The sequence below is a fragment of the Pseudomonas algeriensis genome (assembly GCF_048847255.1).
Lineage (GTDB): Bacteria > Pseudomonadota > Gammaproteobacteria > Pseudomonadales > Pseudomonadaceae > Aquipseudomonas.
Map to the genome: position 1 here is coordinate 12,754 of NZ_JBKKRK010000015.1, position 25,195 is coordinate 37,948.

Below are 25,195 nucleotides of genomic sequence, written 5' to 3' on the forward strand. Positions count from 1 at the left end.
CCGTAAGCCAATCCAACTGATTAGGAGCGTCACATAATGAAATCGAACAAGACCCTGCTGACCACATTGCTGTCCATGGGCCTGCTGGCCAGTGTCGGCGCCACGCAGGCGGCAGGCTGGTGCGAGTCGGGCAAACCGGTGAAGTTCGCCGGCCTGAACTGGGAAAGCGGCATGCTGCTGACCGACGTGATGCAAGTGGTGCTGGACAAGGGTTACGGCTGCAAGACCGATAGCCTGCCCGGCAACTCCATCACCATGGAAAATGCCCTGAGCAGCAACGACATCCAGGTGTTCGCCGAAGAGTGGGTCGGCCGCAGCGAAGTGTGGAACAAGGCCGAGAAGGCCGGCAAGGTGGTGGGCGTCGGTGCGCCGGTGGTGGGGGCCATCGAAGGCTGGTACGTGCCACGCTACGTGATCGAAGGCGATGCCAAGCGCAAGCTGGAAGCCAAGGCGCCAGGCCTGAAGAACATCGCCGACCTGGGCCAGTACGCCGCCGTGTTCAAGGACCCGGAGGAACCGTCCAAGGGTCGCTTCTACAACTGCCCGGCCGGCTGGACGTGCGAGCTCGACAACAGCGAAATGCTGAAGAGCTACGGCCTGGAAAAGACTTATACCAACTTCCGTCCGGGCACCGGCCCGGCGCTGGATGCAGCCGTGCTGTCGAGCTACAAGCGTGGCGAGCCGATCCTGTTCTACTACTGGTCGCCAACGCCGCTGATGGGCCAGGTGGACCTGGTGAAACTGGAAGAAAAACCGGGCGTGGATAAAAGCGTGAGCATCAAGGTCGGCCTGTCCAAGACCTTCCACGACGAAGCCCCGGAGCTGGTGGCTGTGCTGGAAAAGGTCAACCTGCCGATCGATATCCTGAACCAGAACCTCGGCCGCATGGCCAAAGAGCGGATCGAGTCGCCGAAGCTGGCGAAGATCTTCCTGAAGGAACATCCTGAAGTCTGGCATGCCTGGGTCAGCGAAGACGCAGCCAAGAAAATCGACGCGGCTCTGTAGGTCGAATATTTCCCGGCCAGCCAGAGGGCGGGCCGGGACGTTCACCGCATCCACCTGATCGAGAGTCTCTTATGTTTCCCGAAAGCTTTACCTTCTCCATCGCCGACTGGGTCAACGGTTGGGTCGACGCCCTGGTGACCAATTATGGCGATGTGTTCCGGCAGATCTCCGACACGTTGCTGTGGGCCATCGTCAGCCTTGAAGGCCTGCTGCGCATGGCACCCTGGTGGCTGATGCTGGCCATCGTCGGCGGTGTTGCCTGGCACGCCACCCGCAAGGTCGTCGCCACGGCGGTGATCGTCGGCCTGCTGTTCCTGGTGGGTGCGGTGGGCCTGTGGGACAAACTGATGCAGACCCTCGCGCTGATGCTGGTGGCGACGCTGATCTCGGTGATGATCGGCATCCCGCTGGGCATCCTCTCGGCGCGCAGCAACCGCCTGCGTTCGGTGCTGATGCCGTTGCTGGACATCATGCAGACGATGCCCAGCTTCGTGTACCTCATTCCGGTGTTGATGCTGTTTGGCCTGGGCAAGGTCCCGGCGATTTTCGCCACGGTGATCTATGCCGCGCCACCGTTGATTCGCCTCACCGACCTGGGCATCCGCCAGGTGGACGGTGAAGTCATGGAGGCCATCAACGCCTTTGGCGCCAATCGCTGGCAACAGCTGTTCGGCGTGCAGCTGCCCCTGGCCCTGCCGAGCATCATGGCCGGGATCAACCAGACCACCATGATGGCCCTGTCGATGGTGGTCATCGCCTCGATGATCGGCGCCCGTGGCCTGGGTGAAGACGTGCTGGTGGGCATCCAGACCCTCAACGTCGGGCGCGGCCTGGAAGCGGGGCTGGCCATCGTGATTCTCGCCGTGGTCATCGACCGCATTACCCAGGCCTATGGTCGTCCGCGGCACGAGGTGAGCAAATGAGCAACGAAGTCATCAGCAAGATCGAAGTCAAAAATGTCTTCAAGATTTTCGGCAACCGCTCCAACGAAGCCCTGGCGCTGATCCGCCAGAACAAGACCAAGGACCAGGTGCTGGCCGAGACCGGCTGCGTGGTCGGCGTGAATGACCTGTCGCTGAGCATCGGCACCGGCGAGATCTTCGTGATCATGGGCCTGTCGGGCTCCGGAAAATCCACCCTGGTGCGCCATTTCAACCGGCTGATCGACCCAACCAGCGGCGCCATCCTGGTGGACGGCGAGGACATCCTGCAGCTGGACATGGACGCCCTGCGCGAATTTCGTCGGCACAAGATCAGCATGGTCTTCCAGAGCTTCGGCCTGCTTCCCCACAAGAGCGTGTTGGACAACGTCGCCTATGGCTTGAAAGTGCGCGGCGAAAGCAAGCAGGTGTGCGCCGAGCGCGCGCTGCACTGGATCAACACCGTCGGCCTGAAAGGCTACGAGAACAAATACCCGCACCAGCTCTCCGGCGGCATGCGCCAGCGCGTCGGCCTGGCCCGTGCCTTGGCGGCCGATACCGACATCATCCTCATGGACGAAGCCTTCAGCGCCCTCGACCCGCTGATCCGCGCGGAAATGCAGGACCAGTTGCTGGAGCTGCAAAAGACCCTGCACAAGACCATCGTTTTCATCACCCACGACCTCGACGAGGCCGTGCGCATCGGCAACCGCATTGCGATCCTCAAGGACGGCAAGCTGATTCAGGTCGGCACGCCGCGAGAGATCCTGCACTCGCCGGCGGATGAGTATGTCGATCGGTTCGTGCAGCGCCGGGCTGCGGTGGTGTAAGGCTGATGTGGCCGGCGGACAGCTATTTTTGGCTGAAAGGCTGTTGTGGCGAGGGAGCTTGCTCCCGCTGGGCTGCGTAGCAGACCCAAAAGAGGCGGCCCCTACGCGCTGGAGCGCCAGCCCGGCCGGGCGGGAGCAAGCTCCCTCGCCACGGGAGTGATGCCTTCAGCCCAAGAGACAGCGCACTGAGAATTTGGAATGAGGTTTGAGATGTCCCAGGCTGAAAAAATCATCATCACCGGCGCCCCCCTGCGCTGGCAGGACGTAGTCGCCGTCGCCCGCTTCGGCGCTACGCTCGAGCTGTCGGCCCAGGTCTGGGCGCGGATCGACAATGCCCAGGCCATCGTCCAGCGCATCGTCGAAAGCGGCGAGCGTGCCTATGGCGTCAACACCGGCCTGGGCGCCTTGTGCAATGTCTCGCTCAAGGACGAACAGCTCAGCCAATTGTCGCGCAACACCCTGCTCAGCCACGCCTGTGGCGTCGGCCCGGCACTCGCCGACGAGCAGACCCGGGCGATTCTCTGCGCCGCCATCCACAACTACAGCCAAGGCAAGTCCGGTATCCATCGCCGGGCGGTCGAGGCATTACTGGCGTTGCTCAATCGCGGCATTACGCCACAAGTGCCGTCCCAGGGCTCAGTGGGTTACTTGACCCACATGGCCCACATCGGTATCGCGCTGTTGGGCGTTGGGCAAGTCAGCTATCGCGGGCAGATCGTCCCGGCGCAACAGGCCTTGGCCGCAGAAGGCCTGCAGCCGGTGCAGTTGGGAGCGAAGGACGGTTTGTGCCTGGTCAACGGCACGCCGTGCATGACCGGGCTCAGTTGCCTGGCCCTGGCCGATGCCACGCGGCTGGTGCAATGGGCCGACGTGATCGGTGCCATGAGCTTCGAGGCCCAGCGCGGGCAGATTGCCGCGTTCGATGCCGAGATCGTCGCCCTCAAGCCACACCCGGGCATGCAACAGGTTGGTGCGAATTTGCGCGCGTTGCTCGATGGCAGCGAAGTCATTGCTTCGAGCCTGGGTATCCGCACCCAGGATGCCTTGAGCATCCGCTCGATTCCCCAGGTTCACGGCGCCGCTCGCGATCAGTTGGAGCATGCACGGCAACAGATCGAAACCGAGCTCAACGCCGTCACCGATAACCCAATGCTGCTGGGTACGCCGGAGAGTTTCCGGGTCATGTCCCAGGCCAATCCCCACGGCCAGTCGGTGGCGTTGGCGGCGGACCTGCTGGCGATTGCCATGGCCGAGATCGGTTCGATCGCCGAGCGTCGCCTCGACCGCCTGATCAATCCTCACGTCAGCGGCTTGCCGGCATTTTTGGTCGCCAACCCGGGCGTGAACTCGGGAATGATGATCGTGCAATACGTTGCCGCGTCGCTGTGCGCGGAGAACAAGCAACTGGCGCAACCGGCGGTGCTGGACAATTTCGTCACCTCCGGGTTGCAGGAAGACCATTTGAGCATGGGCACCAACGCGGCCTTGAAGCTGCACCGGGCGCTGGAAAACTGCACGCAGATCCTCGCCATCGAGTACCTGCTGGCGGCCCAGGCCTTCGAGTTTCTCAAGGCGCAGCGCTTCGGCGCCGGCACCGACATCGCCTGGAAACTGCTGCGCGAGCGCGTTCCGGCCTACGACCAGGACCGCTGGCTGGCGCCGGACATCGCCAGTGCCGCCGGGCTGCTCAGCGACCCGCACCTCCTGAAAAACGTATTACCGAATTTGAATTGATCAAAAAAGCGCCAGCGTGCCAAGGCACCTATAGCCCCTAGGCATCGCCCAAAAAGCGAAGGTGACGGATAACGGAGCATTCCGGAGCGACTGGCGAATGAAAAAACAAAACTCTCAAAAGGAGCAATAAATGACTGCCTTAAACCTGATTCCCGGCCAATTGAGCCTGGCTCAATTGCGCGACATCTACCAGCAACCGGTCACCCTGAGCCTTGATGCCAGTGCGTCGGCGCAGATCGAAGCCAGCGTTGCGTGCGTGGAACAGATTCTTGCCGAGAACCGCACCGCCTATGGCATCAACACCGGTTTCGGCCTGCTGGCCTCGACTCGCATCGCAAGCGAGGACCTGGAAAACCTGCAGCGTTCCCTGGTGCTGTCCCATGCCGCCGGTGTGGGCGAGCCGATCAGCGATGCGCTGGTGCGGTTGGTCATGGTGCTCAAGGTCAACAGCCTGAGCCGAGGTTTCTCGGGCATTCGTCGGCAGGTGATCGATGCGCTGATCGCGCTGATCAACGCCGAGGTTTATCCACACATTCCGTTGAAAGGTTCGGTGGGCGCATCCGGTGACCTGGCACCGCTGGCCCACATGTCCCTGGTGCTGCTGGGCGAAGGCAAGGCCCGCTACAAGGGCGAATGGCTGCCGGCCGTCGACGCCTTGAAAGTTGCTGGCCTCGCGCCGCTGACCCTGGCCGCGAAGGAAGGCTTGGCGCTGCTCAACGGCACCCAGGTCTCCACCGCGTTTGCCTTGCGCGGCCTTTTCGAAGGCGAAGACCTGTTCGCTGGCGCCCTGGCCCTGGGTAGCCTCACTGTCGAAGCGGTGCTCGGTTCGCGTTCGCCATTCGATGCGCGCATCCATGCGGCTCGCGGCCAGAAAGGCCAGATCGATGCCGCCGCGGCCTACCGCGACCTGCTGGGCGAGCGCAGCGAAGTTTCCGATTCGCACCAGAACTGTGACAAGGTCCAGGACCCGTATTCCCTGCGTTGCCAACCGCAAGTGATGGGCGCCTGCCTGACCCAGTTCCGCCAGGCCGCCGAGGTGCTGGTGATCGAGGCCAACGCCGTGTCGGATAACCCGCTGGTGTTCGCCGCCGAGGGCGATGTGATTTCCGGCGGCAACTTCCACGCCGAACCGGTGGCGATGGCGGCGGACAACATGGCCCTGGCGATTGCCGAAATTGGCTCCCTGAGCGAGCGACGCATTTCGCTGATGATGGACAAGCACATGTCGCAGCTGCCGCCGTTTTTGGTGGCCAATGGCGGTGTGAACTCCGGGTTCATGATTGCCCAGGTGACAGCGGCGGCGCTGGCGAGTGAAAACAAAGCGCTGTCCCATCCTCATTCGGTGGATAGCCTGCCGACCTCGGCCAACCAGGAAGACCACGTCTCCATGGCCCCGGCCGCTGGCAAGCGCCTGTGGGAAATGGCCGAGAACACCCGCGGGATCCTGGCGGTGGAGTGGCTGGCGGCGTGCCAAGGGCTGGACCTGCGCGGCGGTTTGAAGACCTCCGCCAAGCTGGAACAGGCCCGGGGTCTGTTGCGTGCAGAAGTGCCGTTCTATGAGAAGGACCGATTCTTTGCCCCGGATATCAATGCAGCGAGTGAATTGTTGGCGAGTCGCTGCCTGAACGAGCTGGTCACGGCGCAGTTGTTGCCGAGTCTGTAAGGGCCTCATCGCGAGCAAGCTCGCTCCCACAGGGGTAGGGGTTGAACATTCATTTGGGTACACCCTGACCCTTGTGGGAGCGAGCCTGCTCGCGATTCGATTTTGAACGCGACGAGGAAACCGGGATGAAAACCCTCTGGCAAAACTGCCACGCCGCCACCATGGCCCAGGGCGTCTACTCGATCATCGAAGACGCCGCCATCGTCACCCAGGGCGAGCACATTCAATGGATCGGCCCCCGTGCCGAACTGCCGATGGGCGACTATCCGGCGGTCAACGACCTCAAGGGCGCCTGGGTCACGCCGGGGCTGATCGACTGCCACACCCACACGGTGTTTGGCGGCAACCGCAGCGGTGAATTCGAACAGCGCCTGCAAGGCGTCAGCTACGCCGAAATAGCGGCGGCCGGCGGTGGCATCGCCAGCACCGTGCGTGCCACCCGCGCCGCCAGTGAGGACGAGCTGTTCGCCAGCGCCGCCAGACGCCTGAAGAGCCTGATGCGCGATGGCGTGACCACGGTGGAAATCAAGTCCGGCTACGGCCTGGACCTGGCCAGCGAGCGCAAGATCCTGCGCGTCATCCGCCGCCTCGGTGCCGAGCTTCCGGTCAGTGTGCGCAGCACGTGCCTGGCGGCCCACGCCTTGCCGCCGGAATACAAGGATTGCGCCGATGACTACATCGAGCACATCTGCGCTGAAATGCTGCCCGCGTTGGCGGCTGAAGGGCTGGTGGACGCCGTTGACGCTTTTTGCGAGTACCTGGCCTTTTCCCCGGCGCAGGTCGAGCGGGTGTTTATCACCGCGCAGCAATTGGGCCTGCCGGTGAAGCTGCACGCTGAACAATTGTCGTCGCTCAATGGCTCCAGCCTGGCGGCGCGCTACCAGGCGCTGTCGGCCGATCACCTGGAGTTCATGACCGAGGACGACGCCAAGGCCATGGCCGCGTCCGGCACCGTGGCGGTGTTGTTGCCAGGGGCGTTTTATTTCCTGCGTGAAACCCAGCTGCCGCCCATGGATGCCCTGCGCAAGCACGGCGTGAAAATCGCCGTGGCCAGCGACCTCAACCCCGGCACCTCGCCGGCATTGTCGTTGCGCTTGATGTTGAACATGGCGTGCACCTGTTTGCGTATGACCCCGGAAGAAGCCCTGGCTGGGGCGACGATCCACGCGGCTCAAGCCTTGGGCATGGCCGGGACCCATGGTTCGCTGGAAGCGGGCAAGGTAGCGGACTTTGTCGCCTGGGACATCGATCGCCCCGCTGACCTGTCCTATTGGCTCGGTGGCGAGCTGGAAAAACGCGTCGTGCGTCACGGCGTGGAAATCGATTGAGGAGAACGGTTGTGGAGAAGGTCCTGAATTTCAAGCAAGGGCGCGTGCCGCTGTTGATCAGCATGCCTCATGCCGGCCTGCGCCTGACCCCGGCGGTACAGGCCGGATTGATCCCGCAAGCCCAAAGCCTGCCGGACACCGATTGGCACATTCCGCGGCTCTATGAGTTTGCCGATGAGCTTGGCGCCAGCACCCTGGCCGCCGAATACTCACGGTTCGTCGTTGACCTGAACCGGCCCTCCGATGACAAACCGATGTACGTCGGTGCCACCACCGGCTTGTACCCGGCGACGCTGTTCGATGGCGTGCCGTTGTTTCGTGAAGGTCTGGAGCCATCCGCCGAAGAGCGGGCGACGTACCTGCAACGGGTCTGGATGCCCTATCACCAAGCGCTGCAGCAAGAACTGGCGCGGCTCAAGGCCGAGTTCGGCTATGCCTTGCTGTTCGATGCCCACTCGATCCGCTCGGTGATCCCGCACCTGTTTGACGGCAAGCTGCCGGATTTCAACCTGGGCACCTTCAACGGCGCCAGTTGCAATCCGACGCTGGCGAGCGAGCTCGAAGGCATCTGCGCCCGCCATGATCAGTTCACCCACGTGCTGAACGGGCGTTTCAAGGGCGGGCACATCACCCGCCACTACGGCAACCCGGCCCAGGACATCCATGCGGTGCAACTGGAGCTATGCCAGAGCACCTACATGGAAGAGTTCGAACCGTTCAACTATCGGCCCGACCTGGCGGCGCCGACCCAGGTGGTGCTCAGGGAATTGTTGGAAGGCTACCTGGCGTGGGGGCGGCAGGCCTACAAGAAATAAAGACCTACCCAATACCTGTGGCGAGGGGATTTATCCCCGCTGGGTCGCGAAGCGGCCCCAAAAATAGATGATCCACACGGATTCAGAATTTTGGGACTGCTACGCAGTCCAGCGGGGATAAATCCCCTCGCCACAGGTTTATGGGCGCTGACTCCCTGGAATGGGGACTGTCGCCACCGTGCAAAACCAAGTCGCCACAGTTCACCTTCGCCCCCTCGACGCTGCGTAATGTTCCAGGCACGGTGCATCTAGACGCCGACCTACAACAATCCACTGCCGCACGAGACCCACGCGATGAAAAGACTGTCCAAACGCTGTCTATCGTTCCTCTGCGGTACCGTTCTACTAAGCTCCGGCGCGATGGCCGCCGAGCCTGCGTCTTGCCAGGCCGTACGCATGGGCGTGGTCAACTGGACCGACGTCATTGCCACCAGTGGCATGGCGGACGTACTGCTCACCGGCCTTGGCTACGAAAGCAAGCAGACCAGCGCCGTGCAACAGATCATCTTCGCCGGCATCCGCGACAAGCGACTCGATATCTTCCTGGGCTATTGGAAACCGGCGATGGACAAGAACATCGCCCCGTTCCTGGCGGCCAACCAAGTGAAGGTCCTGGACAAACCTAGCCTGGCCGACGCCCAGGCCACGCTCGCCGTGCCCGATTACGTGGCGGCGGCAGGGCTCAAGAGCTTTGCCGATATCGCCCGGTTCAAGGGTGAGCTCGGCGGCAAGATCTACGGCATCGAGCCGGGCAGTGGCGCCAACACCACCATCAAGACCATGATCGAGACCAATCACTTTGGCCTCAAGGATTTCAAACTGATCGAATCCGGCGAGGCGGGGATGTTGGCGGCGGTGCAACGGGCGGTGAATCGCAAGGAGTTCGTGGTCTTCGTTGGCTGGACCCCGCACCCGATGAACATCAACATGAATATCGCCTACCTGACGGGCAGCGAAGACGTGTATGGCCCGAACGAAGGTGCCGCGACTGTCTCCACCGTGACCGCGCCGGACTACGCCCAGCGTTGCCCCAACGTCCAGCGGCTGCTGGAAAACCTGACGTTTACCGCTGCCCAGGAAAGTCAGCTGATGGTGCCGATCATGGAGCGCAAGACTCCCCAGGACGTCGCAAGGCAATGGCTGCGCGAGCACCCCGAGGATCTGCAGCGTTGGCTGGCCGGCGTGACCAGCTTCGACGGCAAGGATGGAATTGCAGCGGTGCAGGCGAGTCTCAAGAACTGATGCAAGCTCCTGGACATTGAGAACCCCGTGGCCTACCCACTTTCCCAGGCAATGACTGCCTTCATCGACAAGACCCTGAGCTTCACCAGCCCGGACGACAGCCTCGCCGGCTCGCGCGAGGCCTACAGCCAGATGTGTCGGGCGTTCACCCCGTCGCGCCCGTCAACGCTTGCGGTCGAGGACCTGCAATTGGCTGGCGTGGCCATCCGCACCTATCACGCGCGCGTCGCGCCACCATTGGCCGGCTGGCCGTGCATCCTTTACCTGCACGGTGGTGGCTGGGTGGTAGGGGACCTGGATTCCCATGACTTCATTTGCATGGAGCTGGCTGAAAGCCTTGGTGTGCTGGTCGTGGCGGTGGACTACCGGCTCGCCCCGGAGCATCCCTATCCGGCCGGTTTCGAAGACTGCCTCGCGGTGTGGCATCACTTGGCAGACGTCCCATTCGCCATTGATCCACGACGCAAAGCGCTGGCTGGCGACAGCGCTGGAGGCAATCTCGCCGCCGCGTTGTGCCTGGCCCTGCGTGATGCAGGCCAGCCTCAGCCGCGAACCCAAGTGCTGATTTACCCGGCGCTAGGCGGCCCCGCGCATTTGCCGTCGCGCCAGGAGTGTTTCGACGCACCTCTCTTGAGCAGCAGCGACCTGCAACGCTACGACGCCATGTACCTGCACGGTGCCGCCCCCACGCCCTACGCCGCCCCGTTGCTTGCCGACGATCTGAGCGGTTTGGCGCCTGCCTTTGTCGCCGTCGCGCAATGGGACCCCCTGCGTGATGACGGCGTTCTTTATCACGAGCGATTGAATGTCGCAGGGGGCGTGTCGGTCCTGTATCGGGGGGAAGGGCTGGTCCACGGTTGCCTGCGCGCACGTGGCCTGGTGCCAGAGGTCGATCAGATGTATCGCACACTGCTGGCATACCTGGCTGACACGCTTTGACTGTGCGGGGGCATGCTCATTGAGGTGATTCGGGTTTATGATGCCGGACGGCAGACTAAATAGAAGTCCCCACAGGGATGACTCGACCCCTTACGGAGCGCGCAATGCAGACTTTGTACCCGCAGATCAAACCCCATGCCCGGCACGATCTGGCTGTCGATGACACCCACACGCTCTACGTCGATGAAAGCGGCTCGCCAGAAGGCCTGCCGGTGGTGTTCATTCATGGTGGCCCGGGGGCCGGTTGCGATGCGCAAAGCCGCCGCTACTTCGATCCGAACCTGTATCGCATCGTCACGTTCGACCAGCGCGGTTGTGGTCGTTCCACGCCTCACGCCAGCCTGGAAAACAACACCACCTGGGATCTGGTCGAGGACCTGGAGCGCATCCGCAAACACCTGGGCATCGAGAAGTGGGTGCTGTTCGGCGGCTCCTGGGGGTCAACGTTGGCCCTGGCCTACGCTCAGACCCATCCGGAGCGGGTGCATGGCTTGATCTTGCGTGGGATCTTTCTCTGCCGTCCCCAGGAAATCGAGTGGTTCTACCAGGCCGGCGCCAGCCGCCTGTTTCCGGATTACTGGCAGGACTACATCGCGCCGATCCCACTGGATGAGCGCGACGACCTGCTCAGCGCCTTTCACAAGCGCCTGACCGGTAACGACCAGATCGCCCAGATGCACGCGGCCAAGGCCTGGTCGACGTGGGAGGGCCGTACCGCTACCCTGCGCCCGAACCCGCTGGTGGTCGACCGCTTCTCCGAGCCACAGCGCGCGCTGTCGATTGCCCGGATCGAATGCCACTACTTCACCAACAATGCATTTCTTGAACCCAACCAGTTGATCCGCGACATGGGCAAGATCGCCCATTTGCCCGGCGTCATCGTGCATGGCCGCTACGATGTGATCTGCCCACTGGACAACGCCTGGGAGCTGCACCAGAACTGGCCCAACAGCGAGTTGCAGGTGATTCGCGACGCCGGCCATGCAGCCTCGGAGCCAGGGATCACCGATGCGCTGGTGCGCGCGGCCGCGCAAATGGCCCGACGCCTGCTTGATCTGCCGCCCGAAGAAGCATGAAAGGGTTGCTGCAGCGGGTTCGCGGCGCCCGGGTAGAAGTCGCGGGGGAAATTGTCGGTGCGGTGGACCATGGTTTGCTGGTGCTGGTGGCTGTCGAGCCCGGGGATACCCCTGCCCACGCCGACAAACTCTTGCATAAGCTGCTTAACTACCGGGTGTTCAGCGACGCCGACGGGAAGATGAACCTGTCCCTGGTGGATGTGCAGGGCGGTTTGCTGTTGGTGTCGCAATTCACCCTGGCGGCGGATACCAGGAGCGGCTTGCGCCCGAGTTTTTCGACCGCCGCGCCTCCCGCTCTCGGTGAAGAGTTGTTCGACTATTTGCTCAGCCAGGCGAAACAGGTGCATGGCACCGTGGCATCAGGTAGATTCGGCGCCGACATGCAAGTGCATCTGGTCAATGATGGCCCGGTAACCTTTCTGTTACAGGCCTGAAAGCGTTTGAAACATCTTTTCGGTCCGGTTTCGAGGCAAAACAGGATGTTTTCTCGATAAATACTTTGCTAGCCCTGATGCGTTGTCACGCGGCCTACTAGATAATCGCGCGCTACGGGGGACCAGCGTTCGCTGGTCCATTTGACTTAGGTAGAGACTTGTCCTGAACCGTTTGGGGAATCATTTTGCCCCGTCGGAGTCGGAACAATGCTCGCCAACTTGGCAAGAGTGGTCCGCAGGAACGGTTTTTCAGCGCCGTTACCGTGTAGATACTTTATCTGGCCGTTGGTTTTTTGATCAGTTTTCGGCGAGGGTTGCTCGTGATTGTTAGTCCCTGTAATGCACCAAAAATGACTGCCAAACGGTTTAGAAACGCTCTGGTAGCGGGCTCGGCCCTGTTGTGCCTGTTTGGCGCCGGCCAACTGTGGGCATTCAGCCTGGATGATGTATCGGCGAAGGCACAAGAACTGGCCGGGCAGAAGTTCGAAGCCCCGCGCAGCAATTTGCCGAATGAATTCCGCGAAATGAAGTTCGCCGATTATCAGAAAATTCGTTTCCGCACTGAAAAAGCTGAATGGGCCGACCAGAAGACGCCGTTCCGGCTGTCGTTCTATCACCAGGGCATGCACTTCGACACGCCGGTGAAAATCAATGAGATCACCGCGACCACCGTCGATGAGATCAAATATGACCCGGCGCGCTTCGATTTCGGTGACGTCAAGTTCGATCCCAAGGCGACCGAACAGCTGGGCTACGCGGGATTCCGTGTGCTGTACCCGATCAACAAGGCCGACAAGCAAGACGAGATCATGACCATGCTGGGCGCGAGCTACTTCCGCGTCATCGGCAAAGGCCAGGTTTACGGCTTGTCCGCGCGTGGCATGGCGATCGACACCGCACTGCCGTCGGGTGAAGAGTTCCCACGCTTTCGCGAATTCTGGATCCAGCGCCCGAAACCGACCGACAAGCATCTGGTGATCTTCGCCTTGCTGGATTCGCCACGGGCTACCGGCGCCTATCGCCTGACGCTGCGTCCAGGCACCGACACCGTGGTCGACGTGAAATCGCGCGTATTCCTGCGTGATCGCGTCAACAAGCTGGGCATCGCCCCGTTGACCAGCATGTTCCTGTTCGGCGCCAACCAGCCGTCCAAAGTGCTGAACTACCGTCGCGAGCTCCACGACTCCAGCGGTCTGTCCATTCATGCCGGCAACGGCGAGTGGATCTGGCGTGCCTTGAACAACCCGAAACACCTGGCCGTGAGCAGCTTCTCGGTGGAAAACCCGCGTGGTTTCGGCTTGCTGCAACGTGGCCGTGACTTCAGCCACTACGAGGACCTGGACGACCGTTACGACAAGCGTCCAAGCGCCTGGATCGAGCCGAAAGGCGATTGGGGCAAGGGCACCGTGAACCTGGTCGAGATCCCGACTGCCGATGAAACCAACGACAACATCGTTGCGTTCTGGAGCCCGGAAAAGCTGCCTGAGCCAGGCCAGCCTCTGGACTTCGCCTATCGTCTGCACTGGACCCTCGATGAAGCCAGCCTGCACTCGCCAGACAGCGCCTGGGTCAAGCAGACCCTGCGTTCCACCGGTGACGTCAAACAGTCCAACCTGATCCGCCAACCGGATGGCAGCGTGGCCTACCTGGTCGATTTTGAAGGCCCGTCCCTGCAAGCGCTGCCGGAAAACGCAGAAGTGCGTAGCCAGGTGAGCGTCGGCGACAACGCCGAGATCGTTGAAAACAGCGTGCGCTACAACCCGGAAACCAAGGGCTGGCGCTTGACGCTGCGCCTGAAGATCAAGGACCCGAGCAAGGCCACCGAAATGCGTGCCGCCCTGGTCCGGCCGCTTGTGCCGGTCGAACTGCCGGCCGCCTCGCATTCCGTGACCACCTTGGCCAAGGCCGACAAGGTTGCCAAGCAGCAGAGCGAGAAAGAAAAAACCAACGAGCAAGCCAACGAGCAAAAAGAAGCCAAGGCCGTCAAGGCGTCCACCGCCGCCGCCGAGCCGACCCCAACCCCGCAGGAACCGGAACAGACTGAGCAAGTCCTGACCGAGACCTGGAGCTATCAGTTGCCTGCCGATGAGTAATACTCCCGTACAACCAGAATCTCTTCGCGAGTATCTGGCCCATTTGCCGATGACCGACGAGCAGCGCGCCGAGCTGGCGGGCTGCAAGTCCTTCAGCGAACTGCATGAACGCCTGGCTTCGCCGACATTCGATGCACCCACCGAGGCGGCCCAAGCCTCGGTAGGCCGTCGCCTGACGCTGAGCACCGCCGAGGAACTCGAGGACGCCGAAATGCTGGCGCTCGATTCCAGTGGTCGGGTGTGCTTGAAAGCAACGCCGCCGATTCGCCGGACCAAGGTCGTGCCGGAGCCATGGCGTACCAATATCCTGGTGCGTGCATGGCGCCGCCTGACCGGTCGCACCAACCCGCCGAAGCCGCCCAAGGACGAGCGCGTTTTGCCGCACGCTCGCTGGCGCACCGTGGGGTCGATCCGTCGTTATATCCTGCTGATACTGATGCTCGGCCAGACCATCGTCGCCGGCTGGTACATGAAAGGCATCATGCCGTACCAGGGCTGGTCGCTAGTGGACCTGGACGAAGTGCTGCACCAGCCGTTGTTGCAAACGGCCACGCAAGTGCTGCCGTATGCGCTGCAAACCAGCATCCTGATCATGTTCGGGATCCTGTTCTGCTGGGTGTCGGCCGGTTTCTGGACCGCGCTGATGGGCTTTCTCGAACTGCTCACCGGTCATGACAAGTACCGTATCTCCGGTGCCAGCGCCGGCAACGAGCCGATTCCGAAAGACGCTCGCACCGCGCTGGTGATGCCGATCTGTAACGAGGATGTGCCACGGGTATTCGCCGGGCTGCGCGCCACCTTCGAATCCGTCGCGGCCACCGGTGACCTGGATCGCTTCGACTTCTTCGTGCTCAGCGACAGTAACGAGACCGATATCTGCGTCGCCGAACAGCAAGCCTGGCTGGATGTCTGCCGGGAAGCCGGCGGCTTCGGCAAGATCTTCTATCGCCGTCGCCGTCGCCGCGTGAAGCGCAAGAGCGGCAACCTCGACGACTTCTGCCGTCGTTGGGGCAGTGACTACAAGTACATGGTCGTGCTCGATGCAGACTCCGTGATGAGCGGCGAATGCCTGACCAGCCTGGTGCGTCTGATGGAAGCCACGCCGGACGCCGGCATCATCCAGACCGCGCCAAAAGCCTCGGGCATGGACACGCTGTATGCACGCATGCAGCAGTTCGCCACCCGCGTCTATGGTCCACTGTTCACCGCCGGCCTGCACTTCTGGCAGTTGGGTGAGTCGCACTATTGGGGCCACAACGCGATCATCCGCATGAAACCGTTCATCGACCACTGCGCCCTGGCGCCGTTGCCGGGTAAAGGGGCGTTCTCGGGTGCGATCCTATCCCACGACTTCGTTGAAGCGGCGCTGATGCGCCGCGCCGGTTGGGGCGTGTGGATTGCCTATGACTTGCCAGGCAGCTACGAGGAGTTGCCGCCGAACCTGCTGGACGAACTCAAGCGTGACCGTCGCTGGTGCCACGGCAACCTGATGAACTTCCGGCTGTTCCTGGTCAAGGGCATGCACCCGGTGCACCGCGCGGTATTCCTGACGGGCGTGATGTCCTACCTGTCGGCGCCGCTGTGGTTCTTCTTCCTGGTGCTGTCCACCGCGCTATTGGCCGTGAACACGCTGATGGAGCCGCAATACTTCCTGGAGCCGCGCCAGCTGTATCCGCTCTGGCCGCAATGGCACCCGGAGAAGGCCATCGCCCTGTTCTCGACCACCATCGTGCTGCTGTTCCTGCCCAAGCTCTTGAGTATCGTGCTGATCTGGGCAAAAGGCGCGAAAGAGTTCGGTGGCAAGTTCAAGGTCACGATGTCGATGCTGCTGGAGATGCTGTTCTCCATGTTGCTGGCGCCGGTGCGCATGATCTTTCATACCCGCTTCGTCCTTGCCGCTTTCCTGGGCTGGGCCGCGACCTGGAACTCGCCCAAGCGCGACGACGACTCCACGCCATGGAGCGAAGCCATCAAGCGCCACGGCCCGCAGACCTTGCTGGGCTTCTTCTGGGCACTGCTGGTGATCTGGCTGAACCCAAGCTTCCTGTGGTGGCTCGTGCCGATCGTCGGCTCGCTGATGCTGTCGATCCCGGTCTCGGTGATTTCCAGTCGCGTGGGCCTGGGCTTGAAGTCCCGTGATGAAAGCCTGTTCCTGATCCCCGAGGAATACGCACCGCCTCAGGAGCTGCTGTCGACTGACCAGTACACCCACGAAAACCGTTGGCACGCGCTGAACGACGGCTTCATCCGGGCGGTGGTCGATCCGCAACAGAATGCTTTGGCGTGTGCATTGGCGACTTCCCGTCACGGCCAGGCCGAACCGATTGAATGGCTACGGGTCGAACGCGTCCGTCACGCACTGAAGGCTGGCCCGGCCGGTCTCAGCAATGCCGAGCGACTGGCGCTGCTGAGCGACCCGGTGGCCTTGTCCCGCCTGCATGAGCAGGTCTGGAACGAGGCGCATCCCGAGTGGCTGGCGGCATGGCGTGAGTCGGTCAAGGCCGATCCGCATGCACCGTTGCTGCCGCTTCAGCCGGTTAGCGTACAGCCTCAGTTGGCCTGATAAACAAAAAGCCCCGCTTCTGAAAGGAAGCGGGGCTTTTTGTTGGGCGCAAACTCAGTTTTTCCAGCAAACCCGCCCCACAATGGCGTTGCTGTGTACATGACTGCTGCGGCGTTGAAGATCAAATGTGGGAGCGAGCCTGCTCGCGATAAGGCCGGCATATTCAACATCTCCACTGGCCGTGACACCGCTATCGCGAGCAGGCTCGCTCCCACAATGGGTTTGCGGTGTAGGTGAGAGCTGCGGCGCTGAAGATCAAATGTGGGAGCGAGCTTGCTCGCGATGAGGCCGGCATATTCGATATCTTCTTTCGCGAGCAAGCCCTCTAGTCCAAGTTAAACCCTGAACCGCCCCACCAACGTTTGCAAGTGAACCCCCAGCCGCGCCAGTTCAGCGCTCGAAGCTGCGGTTTCCTCGCTGGACGACGCTGTCTGCTCCGACACATCACGCACATTCAGCACGCTTCGGTTGATCTCCTCAGCGACGGCGCTTTGCTGTTCGGCAGCCGCGGCGATCTGTTGGTTCATCGACTGGATCGCCGACACCGTGCGCGTGATGTTCTCCAGTGAGCCCCCGGCGCGGCGGGTCAGTTCGACGCTGCTGTCGGTCAGGCTGCGGCTGTTGTCCATGATGGTCGCGACCTGTTCGGTACCGTTTTGCAAACCGACGATCAGCTCTTCGATTTCTTCGGTGGATTTCTGGGTGCGTTGGGCCAGGCTGCGAACCTCGTCAGCCACCACGGCGAAGCCTCGCCCGGCTTCACCAGCACGGGCTGCCTCGATGGCTGCGTTGAGGGCCAGCAGGTTGGTTTGCTGGGCCACGGACTTGATCACGTCCAGGACGCTGCCGATCTTGTCGCTTTCACGCTTCAGATCGCCCATGGCAGCGGTGGAGTTGCCCACCTCTTTAGCCAGGCGCTCGATCTGAGCGATGGCTTCGCCAACCACCTTGTCGCCTTCACGGGCCTGTTGGTCGGCTGCGACGGCGGCCTCGGAAGCTTCCTCGGCGTTGCGGGCCACTTCCTGCACCGTGGCGGTCATCTCATGCATGGCCGTGGCAACCTGATCGGTTTCCACTTTTTGACTGTTGACCCCGGCGCTTGTCTGCTCGGTCACGGCGGAGAGTTGGTCAGCGGCGCTGGCAATCTGGGTGACGCCTTCACCGATGCCACCGATCAGCTGCCGCAAGCCCACGGTCATGCGTTGCATGGCCCGTTGCAGTTGGCCGAGTTCGTCGCGGCGGTCAGACGTGAGGTTGTGGGTGAGGTCGCCTGCGGCGACGCGTTCCGCCACCTTCAGCGTCTCATCCAGCGGGCCGACAATCTGGCGGGTAATGACCAGGGCAGCGACCACGCCAAACAACAGGGCCAGGGCGGCGGCTGCGATCAGGACGGTCTTGGCTTGAGCTGTGTCGTGGTCGCGCACGGCGGTCTGGGACACGGTGAGTTTCTGGCTGGAATCGATCAATACCTGGCCTTGCTCGATCATGCGCTGCAGCGCAGCGCCGTTGTCGAGCTGGGAATCACGAAACTGGCTGACCGCCGCTCGATAGACATTCATCGAGTCGCTGGCCTGCTGAAGTTTGTCGGCGTGCTCCTCGGGCAACTGGGCTGGCAAGCGTGCCAGCAGTTTCAGGACATCGGTGATTGCGTCGATGGCCGGTTGCTGGGCCTCGCTTTTGCCGCTGTAGGTGTAGCCGCGAACCTGATAGCGCGCCTGTTGGATCGCCTTGCTGAGGGCCACCACGCTGTTGAATTGCGTGATGTCTCCGCTTTGCAACGTTGCCTTTTCCACCTCGGCGACGCGGGCCACCGTGTTGTCGGCACTGGCGCCGAGCTTGCTGCGGGCGTCTTCGCGGCTGACGGTAGCGCTGGCCATCAGGGCAAAGGCGCTCTTGTATTCAGCGACGGCGGCCAATTGCGCATCGATAAGCGCCACATCGGCTGGTTGTTCGATCAACTGGCGCGCTGTCTGGAGCCCAGCCTCGAGTTTGGCCAGCAGGTCATTGACCTTTTGCGGCCCTTTCTCGCCCCGGGTGGTGTTGTAGTCGATGCTGGCCAGGTTCAGGTCCTTGCTCAAGTCATTGAGACTGGCAATGAACCCCAGCTTGTCGCCCCGGCTGATGACATTGCCCAGGCCGGACCAACCGGTGAATGCAATCATCAAGGTGAGGAACAGCACGAGGCCGAAGCCCGCGCCGAGTTTGCGATTGACGCTTACATTTCCCAGACCCTGGGCAAGCCACCGGAACATGCTGATACTCCCTTGGAGCGTTTATATTGGTTTTATGGGGACTGTATCGGCGGCTTTGGTGGGTTCTGTAGGCGTTTGCCGAGATTTCGTGGCGAGGTGTCTGTCAGCGTGTTGCAGGGTCAGAACAACCGCGCCAGCAGGGCAGTGACGGCGGTCTCGACCCGCAGGATCCGGTCGCCCAGCTGCACCGGCTGCAAGCCGGCCTTGCCCAGCAGGTCGATCTCGTAAGGAATCCAGCCACCTTCCGGGCCGATTGCCAGGGTCACCGGTTCCGTCAGTGCCCGGGGGCAAGGCGGATGATTGCCGGGGTGGCCGACCAACCCGAGGGTGCCATCGACGATGGCCGGCAGGCGATCCTCGACGAAGGGCTTGAAGCGCTTTTCGATGACGATCTCAGGCAGCACGCTGTCCCGGGCCTGCTCGAGGCCCAGGATCAATTGCTCGCGAATGGCTTCGGGCTCCAGGAATGGCGTCTGCCAGAAGCTTTTCTCCACGCGGTAACTGTTGACCAGTACCACACGCGGCACGCCCATGGTCGCCACGGTCTGGAACACTCGCCTGAGCATCTTCGGTCGCGGCAATGCCAGTACCAGCGTCAGCGGCAATTTGGCCGGCGGTGGCTGGTCGAGGGTCACTTGCAGTTCGGCCTCGCGAGGGTCCAGGCGCAGCACCTGGGCGGAGCCCATCAAGCCGTCGATGCGGCCGACCCGCAGGCTGTCGCCGACAATACAGCGATGGACTTCCTGCATATGGGTCAACCGACGGTCGCTCAGGACGACGCGGTCAGGCCCGATGAAATCGGCCTCTTCGAGCAGCAGCAGGTTCACGCTTGGGTCGCTGGCGGCTGGTCGTTGTGATCATCGACGGGCTGGTCCTCAGGCTCTTCCCGGCGCTTGCGCACCAGGCCGCCGAACAGGATGCCGATTTCAAACAGCAGCCACATCGGTACCGCCAGCAAGGTCTGGGAGAAGATGTCCGGTGGTGTGAGGATCATGCCGACCACAAAGCAGCCGATGATCACGTACGGGCGGATCTTCTTCAGGTAGGCGACATCGACCACGCCGATCCACACCAGCAGCACCACCGCCACGGGGATCTCGAACGCCACGCCGAAGGCGAAGAACAGCGTCATGACGAAATCCAGGTAGCTGGTGATGTCGGTCATCATTTCCACGCCCGCCGGGGTGGCGGCGGCGAAGAATTTGAAGATCAGCGGGAACACGAAGAAGTAGGCGAAGGCCATGCCCGTGTAGAACAGCAGGATGCTCGACACCAGCAGCGGCACGGCGATGCGTTTTTCGTGCTTGTACAGGCCCGGTGCGATGAAGCCCCAGATCTGATGCAGGATCACCGGGATCGCCAGGAACAGCGAGACCATCATCGTCAACTTCAGCGGCGTCAGGAACGGCGACGACACGTCGGTGGCGATCATCGTCGCACCCACCGGCAGGTACTCGCGCAGCGGCGTGGAGACGAAGGTGTAGATCTGCTGGGTGAAGGCAAACAGCCCGGCGAAGATAACGAAAACCGCCGCGACGCAACGCAGCAGGCGGGTGCGCAACTCGGTGAGGTGCGATACCAGCGGCATTGGCTGGTCGTTTTCAGGGATATCGCTCATGGGGCTCGCGGCGGCAAAGTGGGATCGTTGGGAGTCGGTGTCGTCGCAGGCGCCGGATCGACCGGTTTAACCGGTTCAGCCACCGCTGGCGAGGCTTCGACAGCCGGTGCCTGGGGTGCGGTCGTCGGCTCGGCCACAGGCTGGACCGGTGTCGGCTCCTGCTGGGTCGGCGTGAAGATTTTTCGCGCTTCCTGTTCCAGCGACAGGATGTGTTCGTTGTGCAGTTGCCGACGGATGTCGTCGGCACCGATTTCACGTTCAACTTCCTGTTTGATCGCATTGAAGCTGCGCTTCAGGCGGCCGATCCACAGGCCGGCGGTACGCGCAGCGCCCGGCAGGCGCTCGGGACCCAGCACCAGCAGGGCAACGAGGCCGACGAGCAGCAGTTCAGTGAAGCTGATCCCAAACATTAGTCAGTGCTCACGAGTCTTTGCGGGTTGGCTCTTCGACTTTCTGGGCCTGCACGTCGATGGTGTTCGGTGCATTCACAGGCTGTGTGGCCTGCGGGTGGACCGGTTGGGCCGGTGGCACGGGTTGAGCCTGGTTGGTCGTGGTGTCGGCCGGTTTCTCGTCATCGTTCATGGCCTTGCGAAAACCCTTGATCGACTCACCGACATCGGTGCCGAGGTTCTTCAATTTCTTGGTGCCGAACACCAGCACCACGACCACCAGAATGACGACCCAGTGTTTCCAATCAAAAATACCCATGTGGTTATTCCTCTCAAGAATTGATCAGGCGGATGGGCGCGAGGCTTTCTCGACGTGCCCGGACAGACCGAAGCGACGGTCCAGTTCATCCAGTACGGCCTGGGGATGCTGCCCCAGCTGGGCCAGCATCACCAGGCTGTGAAACCAAAGGTCGGCGGTCTCGTAGATCACGTCGCTGCAGTCTCCGCTGACGGCGGCGTCCTTGGCGGCGATGATGGTCTCGACCGATTCTTCGCCGACCTTTTCCAGAATCTTGTTCAAGCCCTTGTGGTACAGGCTGGCGACATAGGAGCTGTCGGCCGCTGCGCCCTTGCGCTCTTCCAGCACCTGGGCCAGGCGGGTCAGGGTGTCACTCATGGGTATGTCCTGAATAGATGGCATGCGGGTCCTTGAGCACCGGGTCGACGGTTTTCCAGTCGCCGTTCTCGAAGACTCGATAGAAGCAGCTTTGACGGCCGGTATGGCAGGCAATTTCTCCGACCTGCTCGACCATCAGGATGATGACGTCACCGTCGCAATCCAGGCGCATCTCATGCAGGTGCTGCACATGCCCGGACTCTTCGCCCTTGCGCCACAGCTTGCCACGGGAACGTGACCAATAGATGGCGCGATTCTCGGCAGCGGTCAGCGCCAGTGCCTCGTGGTTCATCCAGGCCATCATCAACACGCGCCCGGTCTTGTGATCCTGGGCGATGGCCGGCACCAGGCCGTCGGCGTCCCATTTGATCTCGTCCTGCCAGTTTTTCATCTTCGGTCCTGACGGCAGCTTCAAGCTTCCAGCTGCAAGTAAAAGCGATTCTGTGTAGGGGTTGAGTGATAGGTCCAACCGTTTGAGCTCGCGGCTTGCAGCTTATCGCTTGCAGCTGTTTCGTGCTATCGGCGAACGACCAGATACAAACCAACGGCCACCATGACGCCGGCGGGCCAATGGCCCAGTTGGCTCAACGGCCCACCGGCCGCCAGCACCGCGCCGCCACCCAGGTGGGCCGCGCCGAGCAAACGCAGGAACCAGTCGTCCCGACGGCGTTTCCATGGTGGAGCGGGGTCGTTGGCGTGGGGTTGGGACATGCGTTCGAGCAGGTCGCGGGTCATGTTGGCCAGGTGCGGGAGCTGTTCGAATTGGCTCTGGACGTTGCCCAGCAAGGCTTTCGGGCTCATTCGCTCGCGCATCCAGCGCTCGAGGAAGGGCTGGGCGGTGTTCCAAAGGTCCAGGTCCGGGTACAGCTGGCGGCCGAGGCCTTCGATGTTCAACAGCGTTTTTTGCAGCAGTACCAGCTGCGGCTGAACTTCCATGTTGAAGCGTCGCGCGGTCTGGAACAGGCGCATCAGGACCTGGCCGAAGGAAATATCCTTTAATGGTTTTTCAAAGATCGGCTCGCACACAGTGCGTATCGCCGCTTCGAATTCGTTGAGCTTGGTTTCGGCGGGCACCCAGCCCGAGTCGATGTGCAACTGCGCGACGCGGCGATAATCGCGCTTGAAGAAGGCGAACAGGTTGCGGGCCAGGTAGTCCTGGTCCTCGGGGGTGAGGCTGCCGACGATGCCGCAGTCGATCGCAATGTACTGCGGGCTCCACGGCTGCACCGTACTGACGAAAATGTTGCCTGGGTGCATGTCGGCGTGGAAGAAACTGTCGCGAAACACCTGGGTGAAGAAAATTTCCACACCGCGCTCGGCAAGCAGTTTCATGTCGGTGCGCTGGTCGGCCAGGGTCGCCAGGTCAGTCACCTGGATGCCGTAGATGCGCTCCATCACCAAGACTTTCGGCCGGCACCAGTCCCAATAGACTTGCGGCACATAGAGCAGCGGCGAGCCTTCGAAGTTGCGACGCAGTTGGCTTGCGTTGGCGGCCTCGCGCAGCAGGTCGAGTTCGTCGTAGATGGTCTTTTCGTAATCCTGGACGACGTCCACCGGGTGCAGCAGGCGCGCGTCGGCAGACAACCGCTCGGCGGCGCGGGCAAGAATGAACAGCCACGCCAGGTCCTGGGCGATGATCGGCTTCAGGCCGGGACGAATCACCTTGACCACCACTTCTTCACCCGTCTTGAGCTGGGCAGCGTGGACTTGGGCGACCGACGCCGAGGCCAGGGGCTCGACATCGAAGCGACTGAAGACCTCGCTGATCTTTTTGCCCAATTGCCCTTCGATCAGCGCCACCGATAACTTCGAGTCGAACGGCGGCACGCGGTCTTGCAGGAGCATCAGCTCATCGGCGATGTCTTCGGGCAACAGGTCGCGACGGGTCGAGAGGATCTGCCCGAACTTGATGAAGATTGGCCCCAGGTCCTGCAAGGCCAGGCGCAAGCGTGCGCCGCGAGTCAGGTCCAGGGTACGCCGGGGGAACCAGCGCCATGGCAACACAAAGCGCAGCGCCAGGAGGAACCAGGGCAGCGGCAAGGCGAACAGCAGGTCATCGAGGCGGTAGCGGATCACGACGCGCTGGATGCGCAACAGACGGCGGACGGCAAGCAGCTTCATGCGTTATCGCTTGGATTCAAGGGATCGGGAAAGGCGCTCGAAACGCGCCTCGAGACGTTCCAGGTCAAGCTTGACCTGGTCCAGTTCATCAAAACGGGCCTGGGCCTCGCGTTGGCCCACGAGGGTACGCGATTCTTCGGCCAGGTATTCACTCAGATTCTGTCCCAGGCTGGCAAAGCCCTGGCGGTACCAGCGGCTGCGGCTGCGCAGGTGACCGCTGAGCAATTGGGTCGCCACCGGACCGATCCAGCGGGACACTTCGTATTCCCAGTCCAGCTCCAGGTCCTGAAGGATCGCCGCCAGCTCCAGCAGCACACCGCTGTCGCCGTCGAGCTCGACGTCCGGGCCGTGCAGCACGGCGGTCTTGTTCTTGCTCAGCGCTAGCTCCAGCAGGCTCGATGCCGGGGCTCGCAGCGTGCAATCGGCTTCGGCTTCCCAATGGGCGGCGAGCATCAGGCCTTCATCGCTGGGCAGGATAAACAGTTGCAATGCCGGGTTGCGGCAGTCGACAGCGATCACCTTGCCACTCAAGCGCGCCAGGCGCACCGGCGCCGTACTGTCCAGGCGCAGGACTCGGTTGATCCCGAGTTCCACGCTGGCGAGCAGGCCGGTGAGCAACATCAGGGCTTGATACCGCGGTGCAGGGCGACGATGCCTGAAGTCATGTTGTGATAGGTCACCCGGTCGAAACCGGCCTCGACCATCATCGACTTCAGTGTTTCCTGGTCCGGATGCATGCGGATCGATTCGGCCAGGTAGCGATAGCTTTCCGCATCGTTGGTGATCAGCTTGCCCATCAGCGGCATGAAGGCGAACGAATAGGCGTCATAGGCCTTGGACATCAGCGCATTGGTCGGCTTGGAGAATTCCAGCACTAGCAACCGGCCACCAGGCTTGAGCACGCGCAGCATCGAGCGCAGGGCGTCTTCCTTGTGGGTCACGTTGCGCAGGCCGAAGGCGATCGTCACGCAGTCGAAGTGGTTATCCGGGAAAGGCAGCTTTTCGGCATCGGCCTGGACGAACTCGACGTTGCCGGCCACACCCAGGTCCAGCAGGCGGTCGCGGCCGACCTTGAGCATGGACTCGTTGATGTCGGCGAGCACCACGTGGCCGGTCGGGCCGACGATGTGGGAGAACTTCCTGGTCAGGTCGCCCGTGCCACCGGCGATATCCAGCACGCGGTTGCCGCTGCGCACGCCCGACAGCTCGATCGCGAAACGCTTCCAGAGACGATGCATGCCGCCCGAAAGCAAGTCGTTCATCAAGTCATACTTGGCCGCCACCGAGTGGAAAACCTCAGCGACTTTTTCCGCCTTCTGGCTTTCCGGCACGTTCTTGAAGCCGAAGTGAGTGGTGGGTTCGGCATCGCTGCCTTTGCGCTGATCAGTCATATCGCTGTCACCAAAAAAGAATGCGGGACATTCTAATCCCGGTGGAGGGCTTTGTCTTGGCAAGGCTGCAGGTAAGATGAACCATCGCCCGGACGTTTTGACGCAG

The 25,195-nt window shown here is 62.1% G+C and carries 23 protein-coding genes and 1 pseudogene; 13 read left to right on the forward strand and 11 right to left on the reverse strand.

Features of this window, described 5'->3' with window-relative positions; genetic code table 11:
- Positions 1-36 precede the first annotated feature (36 nt).
- The 13 genes from ACLK1G_RS20045 to mdoH all read left to right on the forward strand — a co-directional run bounded on the left by ACLK1G_RS20045 (position 37) and on the right by mdoH (position 16,642).
- Positions 37-1,005: an ABC transporter substrate-binding protein gene (locus tag ACLK1G_RS20045; RefSeq protein ID WP_420767008.1), complete on the forward strand. Its 969-nt coding sequence runs from the start codon at positions 37-39 to the stop codon at positions 1,003-1,005.
- A 71-nt stretch (positions 1,006-1,076) separates the two neighbouring features.
- The gene (locus ACLK1G_RS20050) at positions 1,077-1,928 is read left to right on the forward strand and encodes an ABC transporter permease (protein ID WP_420767009.1); all 852 of its coding nucleotides are present in this window, start codon (positions 1,077-1,079) and stop codon (positions 1,926-1,928) included.
- Positions 1,925-2,755, forward strand: a complete 831-nt coding sequence (locus tag ACLK1G_RS20055) for a quaternary amine ABC transporter ATP-binding protein (protein ID WP_420767010.1) — start codon at positions 1,925-1,927, stop codon at positions 2,753-2,755. Before ACLK1G_RS20050 ends, ACLK1G_RS20055 begins: the two co-directional genes overlap by 4 nt.
- A gap of 210 nt (positions 2,756-2,965) precedes the next feature.
- Complete coding sequence (hutH, locus tag ACLK1G_RS20060; protein WP_420767011.1) at positions 2,966-4,489, forward strand: histidine ammonia-lyase; 1,524 nt, start codon at positions 2,966-2,968, stop codon at positions 4,487-4,489.
- Between the two features lie 130 nt (positions 4,490-4,619).
- Positions 4,620-6,152, forward strand: a complete 1,533-nt coding sequence (hutH, locus tag ACLK1G_RS20065) for a histidine ammonia-lyase (protein ID WP_420767012.1) — start codon at positions 4,620-4,622, stop codon at positions 6,150-6,152.
- A gap of 125 nt (positions 6,153-6,277) precedes the next feature.
- Positions 6,278-7,480, forward strand: coding sequence for an imidazolonepropionase (hutI, locus tag ACLK1G_RS20070; protein WP_420767013.1), 1,203 nt, complete (start codon positions 6,278-6,280; stop codon positions 7,478-7,480).
- An 11-nt stretch (positions 7,481-7,491) separates the two neighbouring features.
- Positions 7,492-8,295, forward strand: a complete 804-nt coding sequence (hutG, locus tag ACLK1G_RS20075; protein WP_420767014.1) for an N-formylglutamate deformylase — start codon at positions 7,492-7,494, stop codon at positions 8,293-8,295.
- A gap of 294 nt (positions 8,296-8,589) precedes the next feature.
- Positions 8,590-9,537: a choline ABC transporter substrate-binding protein gene (locus ACLK1G_RS20080; RefSeq protein WP_420767015.1), complete on the forward strand. Its 948-nt coding sequence runs from the start codon at positions 8,590-8,592 to the stop codon at positions 9,535-9,537.
- 51 nt (positions 9,538-9,588) lie between these two features.
- Complete coding sequence (locus tag ACLK1G_RS20085) at positions 9,589-10,476, forward strand: alpha/beta hydrolase (protein WP_420767096.1); 888 nt, start codon at positions 9,589-9,591, stop codon at positions 10,474-10,476.
- A 104-nt stretch (positions 10,477-10,580) separates the two neighbouring features.
- Positions 10,581-11,552, forward strand: a complete 972-nt coding sequence (gene pip / locus ACLK1G_RS20090; RefSeq protein WP_003196909.1) for a prolyl aminopeptidase — start codon at positions 10,581-10,583, stop codon at positions 11,550-11,552.
- Positions 11,549-11,986: a D-aminoacyl-tRNA deacylase gene (gene dtd / locus ACLK1G_RS20095; protein ID WP_420767016.1), complete on the forward strand. Its 438-nt coding sequence runs from the start codon at positions 11,549-11,551 to the stop codon at positions 11,984-11,986. The genes pip and dtd overlap by 4 nt, the downstream gene beginning before the upstream one ends.
- A 350-nt stretch (positions 11,987-12,336) precedes the next feature.
- Positions 12,337-14,079: a glucan biosynthesis protein gene (locus tag ACLK1G_RS20100; RefSeq protein WP_420767017.1), complete on the forward strand. Its 1,743-nt coding sequence runs from the start codon at positions 12,337-12,339 to the stop codon at positions 14,077-14,079.
- Complete coding sequence (mdoH, locus tag ACLK1G_RS20105; protein WP_420767018.1) at positions 14,072-16,642, forward strand: glucans biosynthesis glucosyltransferase MdoH; 2,571 nt, start codon at positions 14,072-14,074, stop codon at positions 16,640-16,642. Before ACLK1G_RS20100 ends, mdoH begins: the two co-directional genes overlap by 8 nt.
- Here the strand turns inward: mdoH and ACLK1G_RS20110 are convergent.
- The 11 genes and pseudogenes from ACLK1G_RS20110 to ubiE all read right to left on the reverse strand — a co-directional run bounded on the left by ACLK1G_RS20110 (position 16,630) and on the right by ubiE (position 25,089).
- Entirely contained in the window at positions 16,630-16,962 is a 333-nt protein-coding gene (locus tag ACLK1G_RS20110; RefSeq protein WP_420767019.1) for a hypothetical protein, read from the reverse strand. The two genes, mdoH and ACLK1G_RS20110, sit on opposite strands and share 13 nt — an antisense overlap.
- A gap of 15 nt (positions 16,963-16,977) precedes the next feature.
- Positions 16,978-18,894 carry a methyl-accepting chemotaxis protein gene (locus tag ACLK1G_RS20115; protein ID WP_420767020.1) on the reverse strand — a complete coding sequence of 639 codons (1,917 nt, stop codon included), beginning with the start codon at positions 18,892-18,894 and terminating at the stop codon, positions 16,978-16,980.
- 119 nt (positions 18,895-19,013) lie between these two features.
- Entirely contained in the window at positions 19,014-19,721 is a 708-nt protein-coding gene (locus ACLK1G_RS20120; RefSeq protein ID WP_420767021.1) for a 16S rRNA (uracil(1498)-N(3))-methyltransferase, read from the reverse strand.
- A complete protein-coding gene (gene tatC, locus ACLK1G_RS20125; protein WP_420767022.1) occupies positions 19,718-20,512 on the reverse strand; it encodes a twin-arginine translocase subunit TatC in 795 nt (264 codons plus the stop codon). The genes ACLK1G_RS20120 and tatC overlap by 4 nt, the downstream gene beginning before the upstream one ends.
- Positions 20,509-20,922 carry a Sec-independent protein translocase protein TatB gene (gene tatB, locus ACLK1G_RS20130; RefSeq protein ID WP_420767023.1) on the reverse strand — a complete coding sequence of 138 codons (414 nt, stop codon included), beginning with the start codon at positions 20,920-20,922 and terminating at the stop codon, positions 20,509-20,511. Before tatB ends, tatC begins: the two co-directional genes overlap by 4 nt.
- 10 nt (positions 20,923-20,932) lie before the next feature.
- Positions 20,933-21,220, reverse strand: coding sequence for a twin-arginine translocase TatA/TatE family subunit (locus ACLK1G_RS20135; protein WP_420767024.1), 288 nt, complete (start codon positions 21,218-21,220; stop codon positions 20,933-20,935).
- 24 nt (positions 21,221-21,244) lie between these two features.
- Positions 21,245-21,577: a phosphoribosyl-ATP diphosphatase gene (locus ACLK1G_RS20140; RefSeq protein WP_047699744.1), complete on the reverse strand. Its 333-nt coding sequence runs from the start codon at positions 21,575-21,577 to the stop codon at positions 21,245-21,247.
- Positions 21,570-21,968, reverse strand: coding sequence for a phosphoribosyl-AMP cyclohydrolase (gene hisI / locus ACLK1G_RS20145; RefSeq protein WP_420767025.1), 399 nt, complete (start codon positions 21,966-21,968; stop codon positions 21,570-21,572). Before hisI ends, ACLK1G_RS20140 begins: the two co-directional genes overlap by 8 nt.
- A 125-nt stretch (positions 21,969-22,093) precedes the next feature.
- Positions 22,094-23,698 carry a ubiquinone biosynthesis regulatory protein kinase UbiB gene (gene ubiB / locus ACLK1G_RS20150; RefSeq protein WP_420767026.1) on the reverse strand — a complete coding sequence of 535 codons (1,605 nt, stop codon included), beginning with the start codon at positions 23,696-23,698 and terminating at the stop codon, positions 22,094-22,096.
- Positions 23,695-24,319: pseudogene (locus tag ACLK1G_RS20155) on the reverse strand (ubiquinone biosynthesis accessory factor UbiJ). Before ACLK1G_RS20155 ends, ubiB begins: the two are co-directional and overlap by 4 nt.
- Positions 24,319-25,089, reverse strand: a complete 771-nt coding sequence (gene ubiE / locus ACLK1G_RS20160; protein ID WP_420767027.1) for a bifunctional demethylmenaquinone methyltransferase/2-methoxy-6-polyprenyl-1,4-benzoquinol methylase UbiE — start codon at positions 25,087-25,089, stop codon at positions 24,319-24,321. The pseudogene ACLK1G_RS20155 and the gene ubiE overlap by 1 nt, the downstream one beginning before the upstream one ends.
- Between the last annotated feature and the right edge of the window lie 106 nt (positions 25,090-25,195).